This is a genomic window from Streptomyces sp. NPDC002564, from assembly GCF_042889645.1.
Classification (GTDB): Bacteria; Actinomycetota; Actinomycetes; order Streptomycetales; family Streptomycetaceae; genus Streptomyces.
Window position 1 is genome coordinate 528,701 of sequence record NZ_JBIARE010000005.1, and the last position, 13,575, is coordinate 542,275.

A 13,575-nucleotide genomic window follows, 5' to 3' on the forward strand; every position below is an offset into this window, starting at 1 on the left:
GGGTGCCCTCAATTGGCCCCGGCGACCGGCGAGTTGACCCGGCCGGGGCGGTCTTCCGGGTGCCCGGCGGCGGGGCCCGCGCCCACCCGTGCGACGGCATCGTCGCTGACCGGCGCGGGTGCGGGGCCACCCGGCGGTCGGTGCGGAGCCCGCGGGCCGAACCTGCCGGTGGGGCGGCCGAAGAGGGCTCAGTGAAGCACGAACGCGCGGCCCCGCTCCATGTAATCCATGTCACTTTGCGTTCGCCTTGAATCACTCGGGGGATCGAAGTTAGAGATGCATCAGCGCGTTGATCGATTCCCAACTGGCCTGTCGAAATCGCCGGATTCATGAACTGCCGTCTGTGATAGACATGAACGGAGCTGCGACGTAGAGGGCCGACCCAACCTCATACAGGGCACCGCACCACTGCCACGAACCCGGCCACCCGAGTCCTTCGAACCGGGTGACACGACCGCTTCGAACCCCCGGTGACACGACCGTCTCCCCCGGGGCCAGGCCGCACACCCCGCGCCCTGCGCCCTCCTGACGACCGACGCGCGCACGCACGCCCATGCCGCGAACCATCCCCACCCACCGACATCATCGACAGTGAGGGAAGTACCGTGCCGGCACACCAGAAGCTCTACCTCCGCCCGTCCGTGGTCGCGCAGCCCCTGCTGCACCGCTGGTACGCGTGGCCCTATCTCCTGGCTCCCCAGACCGGTGCCCTCAACCTGCGGGACCGCCTCCTGCCCATCGTGGACAGCTACTTGAAGGCTCCGCACATCCACGACTCGGTCGTCGCGGACCCGCACCGCTACGGCGCGCCCTTCCTCGATCCGCAGGGCGCCGGCCAGGACGACGTACAGGCCGCCCGCGAGGCCATGGTCAAGGACGGCGCGGCCAAGCTCCAGCTCGCCGACGACATCGACCAACTCCGCACCCTGCTGCGGGAACAGGCGCTCGGCGGGTCGATGGAGTCCCTCTACCCCCAGGTCCCCGCCTCGCTCCGCGGACGCGTCGAGCTCGTCTACGACACCGCCCACCGGCCCACCTTCCGGTTCTTCGAGTCGCTGATGTACGCCTCGCCGGCCTTCGAGCGCCACGGGCAGTGCGTCTCCCTGCTGGCCGCGCCCAAGGCCCAGCCGTTCGTGTACAGCAGCCCCGTGCTGCCGAGCGCCGACCGCCTGGACATCGACGTGCCCTTCGACTCGCCGCTGTGGGACGAGCTGTTCGCCGCCCGCCTCGAACCCGTCGACGTCCCCGGCCTCGCCGAGCGCCTCGGCATCGACGACGCCGATCTCCCCGCGTTCACCGCGCTGTTCCACGCGACCCCGCCCGCGGCCCACACCCCGCCCCCGGCCGGGGACGTCCGGGTGCGCTACCTGAACCACGCGTCCGTGCTCATCGAGACCGGCGACACCTCCGTCCTCCTGGACCCCCTCATCGGCTACACCGAGGACGGCCACGAGCACTTCACCATCGAGGACCTCCCGCGGCGCATCGACGCCGTGGTCATCAGCCACTTCCACTCGGACCACTTCTCGCTGGAGACGCTGCTCCAACTGCGCACCCGCATCGGCACGATCCTCGTCCCGCGCGCCTCCGGCGGCTCACTGGCGGACCCGAGCCTCAAGACCATGCTCGAAGCGCTCGGCTTCCCCGACGTCCAGGAGCTCAGCGAGCTGGAGACCCGCCGCATAGCGGGCGACGTCGAGGTCACCGGCCTGCCCTTCCTGGGCGAGCACGCCGACCTCGACATCCGTACCAAGATGGTGCCCCTGGTCCGGGCCGGCGGCCGCAGGTTCCTCTTCGCCACCGACATCACCCCGCTCGAACCCGCCCTCTACGACAACGTCCCCGGCCTGACCGAGGCCCCGCTCGACGCCCTCTTCATCGGCCTCGAATGCGTCGGAGCCCCCCTCAGCTGGCTCTACGGGCCCTTCCTCGAGGGCAAGCTCTCCCGTGAGCACAACAAGGGCCGCCGCCTCAAGGGCAGCGACGCCGCCCAGGCCGACCAGCTCGCCCGGCAGCTCAACGCCCGCCACGTCTACGCCTACGCCATGGGTCTCGAACCCTGGCTCAAGCACCTCACCGGATCCGAGTACGAGGCGGACGCCGAGCCGGTCCAGCAGGCCGCCGTGCTCGGCCGACTCACCGCCGAGCGCGGCGTCACCGCCGAGCTGCTGCGCGACCGCGGCGAGCGCACCTGGCCAGTCGTCCCCCCGAACGGCCAGTAGCCGCCGAGCGGTACCCCGTCCCCGCTGTGCCCGTCACAGAACCTCTTGGGTGGTGCGTACATGCAGAGCAACACCGGGCACGGCGCCGCGCCGCTGCGCCGTTTCGGTCCACCGGCCCCACCGCCGACGTCGACTCCTCACCCGGGCGCGGGCGGCACCGGCCGCGCCACCCTCGTCTGCTTCCCGTGCGCGGGCGGGGGAGCGACCGGCTTCGCGCCCTGGCGGCGCCTGCTCCCCGACCGGCTCACCCTCTACGGTCACGTGGGTCCCGGCCGTGAGGAGCGCGGCGGCGAGAGACCACTCGCCTCCGTCGACGAGCTGATCGACGAGGTGCTCCCGGACGTCCTCGCGCTGCCGGATCCGCTGGTCCTGGTCGGACACAGCTTCGGGGCCGCCCTGGCCTACGAACTGACGCACCGTCTGACGCGGGCCGGACGGCCGCCGCAGCACCTGATCGTCCTCGCGGCGGTCGCGCCGGGCGCGACGGAACTGGAGCCGCCCGGCGACGACCACGAGATCGAACTGCTCTGGAAGCGACTCGGCGCCAACCCCGCGGGCCTGAGCCGCCCCGGCTACCGCGAATGGCTCTTCCCCGTGCTGCGCGCGGACTTCACCGCACAGGCGGCCTACTGCCCGCCGTCGGTCCGCTCGCACCTGACCACACCGGTCACGGTGATGTACGGGGACGAGGACCCCGTGGTGACGGCCGGCGAGGCGGCGAGCTGGCGATCGCTGTGCGCAGGGCCGTTCGAGGTCGTCCCCGTCCCGGGCGGCCACTTCTTTCCGCAGACGGCGCGGGCCGAGACGACCGGCGCACTCGTCCGCGCCCTTGATTGCTAGGCAGGAACAGTGCTGACCGGGCCTTTCGCGGGCCGGGTGTTTCGACATGCGCCCGGCCCCGAAATGACATCACAGCAGCATTAATTGGCCCCTTGATCACCCGATCGGCGGCGGCTAGGCTACTCGAGCTGAGAATTCACGTTAATTCCGCAGGGGGACGTTTGTCGATGAACCGTGACGATCCGAAGACCCTGACTTTCCTTTTCGAGGAATGCGTACGAACGGCCCCGGAAAACATCGCCCTGGAATTCGAAGACGAATTCTTTACCTACGGCGAGCTCAATCGCAGGGCCAACAGACTGGCCCACCACCTGCGCGACAACTGCGGAATACGCCCCGATGACCGGGTGGCGATCCTGGTCCGGCGGCCACCGGACATGATCGTCGCCATGCTGGCCACTCTCAAGGCCGGTGGCGCCTATGTCCCCCTGGACCCCGACAATCCGCCCGGGGTGACCCAGCGGATCATCGAGGACGTGGCACCCGCCGCGATGGTCATCGAGTCGTCGTCGGCGGCGGGCGCCGTGTTCTTCGGCGGCGGACTGTTCGTCATCGACGTCATGGGCCCCGGCCTCACCACCCCGGAGTCCGACCCGGAGCCGACGGCCACGTCCACCGACCTCGCGTACGTGATGTACACGTCGGGCACGACCGGCGCCCCCAAGGGCATCGCCGTCGAGCACCACTCGATCGTCAACACGCTGACCTGGCGCAACGCCTACTACGGATTCGGCCCCGACGACGTGACCCTGGCGATGCCGCGGCCGTCGTTCGACAGCGCCGTCGCGGACACCTTCTGCGCCCTGACGTCGGGCGCCCGGCTGCTCCTGCCGCGCCGGGACCGCATCACCGACCGGTCGTACCTGACCGGCCTGATGGAACACCGCGGCGTCTCCCACTTCCTGATCACCCCCGCGCTGTACCAGCGCCTCCTGGGCGCCATGACGGCCCAGCGGCTGACCTCCCTGCGCAGCGTCACGATCGCCGGGGAGTGGTTCACGACCAAGGTGACCCAGGAACACTTCCTGCGGCTTCCCGACGTGCGCCTGTACAACGAGTACGGCCCCTCCGAGAACGCCGTCTGCTCCACCGTGCACGCCCTGGCCGCCACCGACGAGAGCGTGCTCATCGGCAAACCGATCGACAACACCGAGGCCTTCGTCCTCGACGAGGACGGCGCACCCGTCGCGCCCGGCGGCATCGGCGAACTCCACCTGGCCGGAGTGGGCCTGGCCCGCGGCTACCTGGGCAACCCGGAGCTGACCGCGGAGCGGTTCTTCACGCCCGCCACCGCGCCGGCCGCGGGCAAGCGGCTCTACCGCACCGGGGACATCGTCCGCCGGTTCGAGGGCGGTGACCTGCAGTTCATCGAGCGGCGGGACGGGCAGGTGAAGATCCGCGGCCGCCGCGTGGAACTGGGACACGTGGCCCAGATCCTCTCCAAGGAGGACGGGGTCCGCCACGTCCACCTCCTGCGCCGCGACACGGACGCGGACACGCCGCTCCTGATCGCCTTCGTCGAGGGCCCCGCGGCCCAGGACGTGGACCGGCTGCGGGCGTTCGCGCAGGACAACCTGCCCGGCTACATGGTGCCGTCGGCGATCGTCCCGGTCGACTCGCTGCCCCTCACCCCGCACGGCAAGGCCGACGAGGCGGCCCTCGGCATCCTGTACGAGGAGTCCGTGGGCCGCACCGGCTCCGGCCCCGAGCCCGCGACGCGGGTGGAGGCCGTTCTCCTGGAGATCTGGCAGAAGCTCTTCGCGCCCCTGCGCATCGACCTCGACGACGACTTCTTCGACCTCGGCGGCGACTCCCTCAGCGTCATGGACCTGGTCGCGGGCGTCGAGGAGCGGCTCGGCGTCCAACTGGACAACTCGGCTGTCTACACGGACCGGACCATCCGGAGTCTGGCCCGAACCATCGAGAACCGACAGAACGACAAGGCGGGTACATCTTGAGCGGAAAACGCGGTACGGAATCCATATTCACCGGTGTCGACTACGACGTGGTCATCGCGGGCGGCGGACTGGCCGGGCTCTGCCTGGCCAAGCAGCTCAAGGACGCGTACCCGTCGCTCTCGGTCCTCGTGTGCGAGCGGGAGCGCTCGCCGATCCCGCTGTCGGCCTTCAAGGTCGGCGAGTCGTCGGTCGAGGTGGGGGCGTACTACTTCGACACCGTCATCGGCCTGCGCGAATACCTCGACGAGCACCAGCTGGAGAAGCTGGGCCTGCGGTACTTCTACGGGGACGGCGACGGCGGCGGGCTCCAGCAGGAGACCGAGTTCGGCGTCAACCGGTTCCTGCCCGCGAAGTCCTACCAGCTCAACCGCGGCTCCTTGGAGGAGCACCTGCGGGTGGTGGCCGAGGGCGCCGGAGCCGTGCTCACCCAGGGCGTCAAGGTCCTCGACATCGAGCTCGGCGAGCAGGACGCGCCGCACCGGGTCACCTATCAGCCCGACGGCGAGGGCGAGGGCGAGCAGGAGCCCACCACCGTCACCTGCCGCTGGGTGGTCGACGCGACCGGCAGGCACCGGCTGCTGCAGCGCAAGCTCGACCTGACCAAGCGCTACCCCAAGCCGCACAACTCGGTCTGGTTCCGCCTGGAGGGCCGCCTCGACACCGACCAGGTGGTCGACGCCGAGCACACCGACTGGCACGAGCGGATCACCGAGCCGCGCTGGAACTCCACCAACCACTTCATGTTCAAGGGCGGCTGGGTCTGGGCCATCCCGCTGGCCCCCGACCACACCAGCGTGGGCATCGTCGTCTCCGACGACCTGCACCCCGTCACGAAGTTCAACCGCATCGAGAAGGCCATCGACTTCGTGGTCGAGCGGGTCCCGGGCTTCGACCCGGCCATCCGCGAACTGCCGGTCCTGGACTTCCGCGTCCTGAAGAACTACAGCCACTCCTCGCACCAGGTGTTCTCGCAGGACCGCTGGGCGTGCGTCGGCGACGCGGGCGTCTTCGCCGACCCGTACTACTCGGTGGGCTCCAACCTGATCGGCTACGCGAACAGCTTCGTGACCGAGATGGTCGGGCGCGACGCGAAGGACTCCTTCGACGAGGGCTACGTCCGCTACGCCAACCGCTGGTTCCTCTCGCTGGCCGAGGGGCTCACCAACAACATCCAGGGCTCGTACGTCTTCCACGACAACGCCGTCATCATGTCGCTGAAGACCATCTGGGACTACTACGTCGGATGGTCCTTCTCCGACCCGCAGTTCTACGGGAAGACCTTCCTGGACGAGTCGGCGAGCACCACGCTCAGCTCGCTGGGCGCGCACGCCATCGCGACCCAGGGCAACATCATGAACCTCTTCCAGAGCTGGGCCCGCGCCTATCGCGGCGCCTTCGAGTACGACTACATCGACTACTTCGACGACGTGCCGACGCTCGCCCGGCTCTTCGTGCAGAACCTGCCCGGCGAACGGACTCCCGACTACGGCACGGTCCTCACCAGCGTGCGCGACGGCCTGGACCGCATCGAGGAGCTGGCGCACGTCATCTTCTACCTCGCCCTGGAGGACGCGCTGCCCGAGCGCCTGGAGGAGGTCAGGGCGCGCGGCTGGCTCAACGTGGCGGTGCTGAGCCTGGACCCGGAGCGCTGGGAGAAGGACGGCCTCTTCGAGCCGAAGAGCCGCCCGCGCCTGGACGAGGTGAAGGCCCTGGAGGAGGAGATGCGGGCGCTGTACCGCACGCGGTCGTCCGCCCCCGCGTAACGCACAGCACGAAAGGGCGGAGGGGGTTTTCCCCTCCGCCCTTTCGTGCTGCCCGCGAGGGTCAGGCCTGCTTGTGGCCGGCGCCCACGGTCTTCGCCGCGCCGTCCGGGGCGCCCTCGGCGCCCCGGGCCCCGGCCTCCTCGTCCTTCTTCCAGACGCGCTGCACCAGGACCAGCAGCGGCTGGGTCAGGAGCGTCGTCGCGATCGCCATGAGGACGAGGACGGTGTAGAGCGGGCCGCTCAGCAGACCGGCCTGGTACCCGGCGTTGAGCGCGATCAGCTCGGTCAGGCCGCGGGTGCTCAGCAGGACCCCGATCGTCATCGACGTCCGGTTGTCCAGCTTCGACATCCGGGCCGCCAGCGCCCCCGGCACCACCTTGGCGAAGACCGCGAGGACCGTGACCCCGACGAGGACCGCGACCGCGGTGCCGTCCAGGGAGCCGATGGACACGCTCCGGCCCGACACCACGAAGAAGAACGGCAGCAGCAGGGAGCCGATGCTGTCCAGCGAGCGCACCAGGTCCGGGCTGAGCGTGCCGTCCGGCTCCCGCGGTGTCACCACGCCGGCGAGCAGCGCGCCGAAGATGACGTGCAGGCCCAGGGCGCTGGTCGCCCAGGCCGCCGCGAACGCGAACCCGATCAGCACCGAGAGGCGGGCCGCCGAGGACACATTGGGGGAGCGCATCAGGCGGCGCAGCAGCAGGCGCGCGGGCCAGACCAGCACCGCGATCAGCACGACGAGCAGGGCCAGGCGCACCGGCAGCGACATGCCCGAGCCGTCGCCGCTGTCCATGATGGTGCCGAGCAGGACCGACCAGCCCACCACGTCGATCAGACCGGCGGCGGACACGGCGACGACACCGGGCACGGTGCCGGCCAGGCCGTTCTCCCGCACCACGACGATCAGCACGGGGACGGCCGTGATGGACAGCGAGACGGCGAGGAAGACGACCGAGCGCGCCGACATGTCCTCGGGGAGCCCGAGGTCGTGCAGGGTGCCGCGGAACAGCAGTGCGGCACCCGCGCCGAGCGCCATCGGGACCAGGAAACCCGCCATCGCCACGGACAGCGTGGACCGGGAGCGGCCGCGCAGCAGGCCCAGGTCCAGTTCGTAGCCGACGAAGTAGAGGAAGAGCACGAGCGACACCTGGCCCAGGGCCGTCAGCATCGGTGCGATCTCGGCCGGGAAGAGCGTCTCGCCCACGGAGGCCGGGAGTTGGGACAGCAGGCTCGGCCCCAGGGCGATGCCCGCTATCAACTGGCCTATTATGGAAGGTTGTCCTAGTTTGCGTGCCAGCATGCCCGCCCCGTGGGCGGCCGCCAGGATCACGGCGGTCGCACCCATGAGATGGGTGATGGTCTCGTCCGGGCTCACAGAAATCCCCCTGATATCGGTTTACGCAGGAGTGGAGTTGAGTTGAGTGCGGTGGACGGGACGCCCGGTGATCGTTGATGGGATCGGGGCGTCCGCACTGATGTGGGTGATTGCCCCCGGCGGAGTGGAACTCGACGCGCGTGCAACGGGGGATGGTGCGCTCACTCTAACGGAGGATGATCTCCGATAGAGGGAACTTGCGCTCTTGATCGGGAAGTTCAAGCCGATCACCATTGAAAGGTGTTGCGGGGCGCCCGGGGCTGTCGTAGCGTCAACGGCATTAAATGCCTGGTGCGTCGGAGTCGGCCAAGGCCGGGGGCGGCTATTTGCCGCCACCGCCATTGCGGCGCCCCACAAAGCAGCCCACCCCTCCGTCTCCTCGACCAGCCGCCGGTGCAATCCCGACTTGCGTCCCCCCGGCCGGAAACGCCTCCCGAAGGGCTCATCGCGTTGCGTCACTCATCTTCTTCGGCCGATTCGATCTACCCGCGGCCGCTGGAGGCCTACGGATGGTCCCCTGAACTCGACGACCACTTCTCCTCCGTGGCGGACGCCTCATGGGTGCCCGGCCGGGTCATCCGCGTCGACCGCGGCCGCTGCGACGTCGTGATCGCCGACGGCGACTCCGAGGTGACCGTCGTGCACGCCGACACCGGTCCGGTCGCGGACCCCGACCCGATGAAGATGCCCTGTACGGGCGACTGGGCGGCGGTCTCGGTCAGTGCCGCGGGGACGTACGTCCAGGCGCTGCTGCCCCGGCGTACGGCGATGGTCCGCTCCAGTGCGTCGCAGCGCTCCGAGGGCCAGGTGCTCGCCTCGAACGTCGACACCATCGGCGTCGTCGTGGCGCTGGACACCGAGCCGGACCTCGGCAGGATCGAGCGGTTCCTCGCCCTCGCCTGGGAGAGCGGCGCCCAGCCGCTGATGATCCTCACCAAGTCGGACCTCGCGGAGAACGCGGAAGCCGTCCGCGAGACCGTCGAGCAGGCCTCGCCCGGCGTGGACGTCCTCGTCGTCAGCGCCACCACCGACGACGGCATGGACATCCTCTCGGCGCTCCTGACCGGGACGAGCGTCCTGGTCGGCCAGTCGGGCGCGGGCAAGTCCACCATCGCGAACGTCCTGCTGGGCCGCTCCGTGATGGAGACCCGGCAGACCCGCAGCGACGGCAAGGGCCGCCACACCACGACCACCCGCGAGCTGATGCCGCTGCCCGGCGGCGGCGTGCTCATCGACACCCCCGGCATCCGCGGCGTCGGCATGTACGACGCCACCGACGGCCTGCAGCAGACGTTCTCGGAGATCGAGGAGCTCGCCGAGGAGTGCCGCTTCCGCGACTGCGAGCACGTCGCCGAGCCCGGCTGCGCGGTGATCGAGGCCATCGAGGACGGCATGCTGCAGCAGCGCCGCCTGGACAGCTACCGCAAGCTGGTCCGGGAGAACCAGTGGATCGCCTCGCGCAGCGACGCGCGCCTGCGCCAGGACCGGCTGAAGGCCCTGAAGGCGCAGGGCAAGGAAGGCATGGCCAACATGCACGCCAAGCGCGGCTGACGCGCGGCGCGAACCCGGCCGGACCCCGGGCGGGCAGGCACCCGCCTGCCCGCCCGCGTCCCGGCCCCGCACAGGTCGTCTCAGTTCTCCGTGAGGGGCGCGCCCACCCGCGCGCCCGGGGCGGTGTTCACAGCCGGTCACGACGCGCCTGCCCCGGATCCGGTGGCGGCGCGCCGCGCGCCGAACACCGCCGTGCCGACGGGCAGTTGTCCCCATCGATCCCGGAATCGGTCCCAGAGCAAGGGAATGCGCCAGTGACATCCGACTCTGCTGTGCCCGCCACCACGATCCGCCCGCGCCGCCAGGACGCCCCGCGGCCCGCGCGGGCCCACGCGCGACTCCCGCTCACCACCGCCGCGGCCGCAGGCCTCGCCAAGGTGTCCGGCGGACGACCCCTGGAGGAGCTGGTCGGCCTCACCGCGGCGACCACGGTGGTGGTCGGCGCGGCGGAGCACACCGCCGAACCCGCGCTGGCCGTGTCGGGACCGGCGGGCCCGGTGCTGTGCGGCGTCGACCTGGCCGCACTGCCCACCGTCGCGCACGTGATCCGGGCCGTCGACGCCGCGCTGCGTTCGGCACCCGCCCCGGCCGACGCGGCGACCGCCCTCACCGGCGCCGTCCTGGTCCGCTCGGCCCGGGTCGGCGCGGCCCCCGCCGAGCCGGCACCCGAGCGGGACACCGTCGAACTGACCCTGACCGCGCCCGCCGCCGACGGCGGCCGCGAACTCGTCGCCGACGCGGGCCCCGAGCGCGCCGAGGCATGGTTCCTGGACATCCTGCTGCGGGCCGTCTCCCAGGTGCTGGCCGGATTCGGCGACCCGCACGGCGCCGTCGCCGCACTGGCGCAGGCCGCCCCCGACGACGTGACGACGGCGACCGCGTTCGGCCGCCGCACCTTCGAACCGGACGCCGTCAGCACGACGTTGACCGCGCCGATCGAGGAAGCCGTCCGCGCCCACCCGGACCGCACCGCGGTCGTCGCGGGCCCCGACACCCTGACCTACCGGGAGTTCTGGCAGGCCGCGCGTGCCGTGGCCGGCCGACTGCACGCGTCGGGCATCGGCCGGGGCGACCGGGTCGCGGTGCTCACCGGCAAGTCCGTCCACGCCGTGCCCGCGATCACCGGCACCCTGCTCGCCGGCGCGGCCTACGTACCCCTCGACCCGCGCTCACCGGCACCCCGGCTCGCCGAGATCCTCGACGACGCCGCCTGCTCGGCCGTGCTCGCCGCACCCGAGATGCGCGCGCTGCTGCCCGCCGGGCTCACCGCCCCGGTCCTCGACATCCGCGCCGCCGCCGAGACGTCCACCGACGCGGGCGTGCCCGACACCGCGGGCCCGCTCCCCGACGACCTCGCGTACGTCGTGTACACCTCGGGTTCGACCGGCAGGCCCAAGGGCGTCGAGGTCCGGCACCGCGCCATCGCCAGCTACGTGCACTGGAAGATCGGCAACCACCGGTTCGACGCCGACACCCGCCTGCTGCAGCTGCCGTCGCTGGCGTTCGACAGCTCCGTCGCCGACCTCTTCCCGGTCCTCGCCACCGGCGGCCACCTGATCCTCGCGGACACCCACAGCCTGCTTCCGCGCCAGCTCGCCGAGCTGGCGCGGCGGCACCGGGTCACCCATCTGACGACCGTCCCGAGCCTGTACCGGGTCCTCCTGGACGACCTCGCGGGCGCCGGTGACGCGCTGCACGCCGTCACCGTCGCGGGCGAGGCCACCACGGCCGACCTGGTGCGCCGCCACCACGAGCGGCTGCCCGGCGTCCGGCTCATCAACGAGTACGGCCCGACCGAGAGCTCGGTGGGCGCCACCGCCTTCGACCACGGCACGGACGCGGGCCCCGGCCTGCCGATCGGCCACGTCATCGGCAACACCGTCGCCACCGTGACCGGCGCCGACGGCCGCGCCCTGCCGGTCGGCTTCGTCGGCGAACTGCGCCTGGCGGGCCACGGCCTGGCCGACGGGTACCGCAACCGTCCCGATCTGACGGCCGCGGCGTTCGTCGCCGACGCCGGGGCGCCGGGCGGACGCAGCTACCGCACCGGGGACCTGGTGTGGTGGCGTCCGGACGGCATGCTGGAGTTCGCCGGGCGCGCCGACGACCAGGTGAAGATCCGCGGGCACCGGGTGGAGCCGGGCGAGGTGGAGAGCGTGCTGACGCTGCTGCCGGGCGTCTCCCAGGCCGCGGTCGCCGTGGTGCCGGGACCGGACGGCGCCCCCTCGCTCGCGGCCTGGCTGACCGCCCCCGACACCACGGTGGAGGAGATCCGGGCGGGCGCCGCGGCCGCGCTGCCGCCCGCGATGGTGCCGACCTCCCTCACCCTCCTCGACGACCTGCCGAGGATGGTCAGCGGAAAGATCGACCGGGGCGCCCTGGTCGGGCTCGCCGAGGCGGCCGTCCCGGCGCAGCGGTCCGCCGAGCCGGCCACCGGAGCGTCCGCCGGGGCGTCCGCGCAGGCGGCGTCCGGTGGCGACGAGGTGACGGCGACGGTCGCGGCCATCTTCGAGGAGGTCCTCGGCTCCGGGCCCGTCGACCCCGACGCCGACTTCTTCGACGAGGGCGGCCACAGCCTGCTCGCGATCAACGTCCTGGACGCCATCGAGAAGCGGTTGGGGGCCGGCGTGGACCTCGGCGACTTCTTCCTGACGCCCACGATCCGCGAGGTCGCCGAGCTGGTCCGCAACGCCAAGCCCGACCCGAAGGAGTAACCCGCACCACGCACGGCGGCGGCCCCGGTCCACCCAGGACCGGGGCCGCCGCGCTGTTCCCCCGCGGGGGCGCTAGCCGATGAGCCGGGAGCCGAGCGACCGGCGCATCGCACCGGACTTGCGCAGGTCGTGGGTGACGTTGACGCGCTTGAGCCAGCGGTCCGTCCCGTCGTAGCGCGCCTCGAAGGCGGTACGGCTGTGCACCACCCGGTGGTTGTTCATGAAGACGCAACTGCCCGGCTCCAGCGCGCAGTCGGTCAGGTTGGCGTCCAGCAGCTCCGCGGCGGCCGCGAAGGCCCGCACGGCCTCGGGGTCCTCGGGCGGCGCCGACATGTGCGTCGCGTCGAAGCAGAGCAGCGGGCGGGCCCGGGAACCGGTCAGCACCGGCACCAGGCCGAGTCCGTCGATGAGCCGCGCGATGTTCTCGAAGACCAGCCGGTCCTCCTCGGTGCGCACGGTGTTGTTCTCCGGCAGGTGCGAGGTGTCGGGGATGATGTGGAAACGGTCCTGGAACAGCACGTCGAGGACGTCGTCGGGCAGCACCGAGAAGTCCGCCTCGGCGACGGTCACCGGCACCGAGTCCGGATTGCGCAGCGACGACAGCAGGATGTAGTCGGCGCGGTAGGGGTGGAAGGCGTCCTCGGTGTGCAGGGTCAGCGGCGTCTTGCTCCCGGTGCCGAGCAGCGCGCGCTCGTACTCGCGTATCGGGAAGACGTCGTTGACCAGGTGCCCGTCCTGCTGGGTGGCCCAGCCGAACGGTTCGCCGAGCAGCGAACCGTAGAGCAGGACCAGGATCTCCTCGGGCAGTTCGTGGTGGACGCGCTCCTCGTCCTTCCAGTGCGCGGGGGTGGCGCCGATGCGCGCGTCGTCCACCAGGTGTCCGCTGACCGCGCAGAAGCCGCGGGCCTGGTCCAGGGAGAAGGCGCGCAGGAACCGCCGGACCCGCTCCGGCAGGTCACCGGTGAGCAGCGGCAGGTCCTGCAGCAGCCGCTCGTCGTCGGCCGCGAGGTACTTCTCGGCCAGGCGCAGGGTCAGGTCGGACACCTGCCGGGCCTCGTCCGCGGTCAGCCGCAGCTCGGTCCCGGTATCGGGGGTGATGGACGTGGTCATGGTCGTTCTCCTCAGATGCGATGGCCGGGTGCCGGGGCCGGA

At 71.4% G+C, this 13,575-nt stretch carries 8 protein-coding genes; 6 read left to right on the forward strand and 2 right to left on the reverse strand.

Annotated elements, in window-relative coordinates; translation table 11 throughout:
• The first annotated feature begins 605 nt into the window (after nucleotides 1-605).
• The 4 genes from ACFYXE_RS21320 to ACFYXE_RS21335 all read left to right on the forward strand — a co-directional run bounded on the left by ACFYXE_RS21320 (nucleotide 606) and on the right by ACFYXE_RS21335 (nucleotide 6,783).
• Complete coding sequence (locus tag ACFYXE_RS21320; RefSeq protein WP_389314537.1) at nucleotides 606-2,222, forward strand: MBL fold metallo-hydrolase; 1,617 nt, start codon at nucleotides 606-608, stop codon at nucleotides 2,220-2,222.
• A 60-nt stretch (nucleotides 2,223-2,282) separates the two neighbouring features.
• A complete protein-coding gene (locus ACFYXE_RS21325) occupies nucleotides 2,283-3,062 on the forward strand; it encodes a thioesterase II family protein (RefSeq protein ID WP_389314539.1) in 780 nt (259 codons plus the stop codon).
• 167 nt (nucleotides 3,063-3,229) lie between these two features.
• Nucleotides 3,230-5,020, forward strand: coding sequence for an amino acid adenylation domain-containing protein (locus ACFYXE_RS21330; protein ID WP_389314541.1), 1,791 nt, complete (start codon nucleotides 3,230-3,232; stop codon nucleotides 5,018-5,020).
• Nucleotides 5,017-6,783: an NAD(P)/FAD-dependent oxidoreductase gene (locus tag ACFYXE_RS21335; protein WP_389314543.1), complete on the forward strand. Its 1,767-nt coding sequence runs from the start codon at nucleotides 5,017-5,019 to the stop codon at nucleotides 6,781-6,783. Before ACFYXE_RS21330 ends, ACFYXE_RS21335 begins: the two co-directional genes overlap by 4 nt.
• A gap of 61 nt (nucleotides 6,784-6,844) precedes the next feature.
• On the opposite strand, the gene ACFYXE_RS21340 is transcribed toward ACFYXE_RS21335, so the two are convergent.
• Nucleotides 6,845-8,158 carry a cation:proton antiporter gene (locus tag ACFYXE_RS21340; RefSeq protein ID WP_389314545.1) on the reverse strand — a complete coding sequence of 438 codons (1,314 nt, stop codon included), beginning with the start codon at nucleotides 8,156-8,158 and terminating at the stop codon, nucleotides 6,845-6,847.
• 450 nt (nucleotides 8,159-8,608) lie between these two features.
• On the opposite strand from ACFYXE_RS21340, the gene rsgA reads away from it, so the two are divergent.
• On the forward strand, nucleotides 8,609-9,709 hold the full coding sequence (gene rsgA / locus ACFYXE_RS21345) for a ribosome small subunit-dependent GTPase A (RefSeq protein ID WP_389314548.1): 1,101 nt from the start codon (nucleotides 8,609-8,611) through the stop codon (nucleotides 9,707-9,709).
• Between the two features lie 254 nt (nucleotides 9,710-9,963).
• Nucleotides 9,964-12,423 carry an amino acid adenylation domain-containing protein gene (locus ACFYXE_RS21350; protein WP_389314550.1) on the forward strand — a complete coding sequence of 820 codons (2,460 nt, stop codon included), beginning with the start codon at nucleotides 9,964-9,966 and terminating at the stop codon, nucleotides 12,421-12,423.
• 72 nt (nucleotides 12,424-12,495) lie between these two features.
• On the opposite strand, the gene gntD is transcribed toward ACFYXE_RS21350, so the two are convergent.
• Nucleotides 12,496-13,533 carry a guanitoxin biosynthesis L-enduracididine beta-hydroxylase GntD gene (gene gntD / locus ACFYXE_RS21355; RefSeq protein WP_361180177.1) on the reverse strand — a complete coding sequence of 346 codons (1,038 nt, stop codon included), beginning with the start codon at nucleotides 13,531-13,533 and terminating at the stop codon, nucleotides 12,496-12,498.
• Nucleotides 13,534-13,575: the final 42 nt, after the last annotated feature.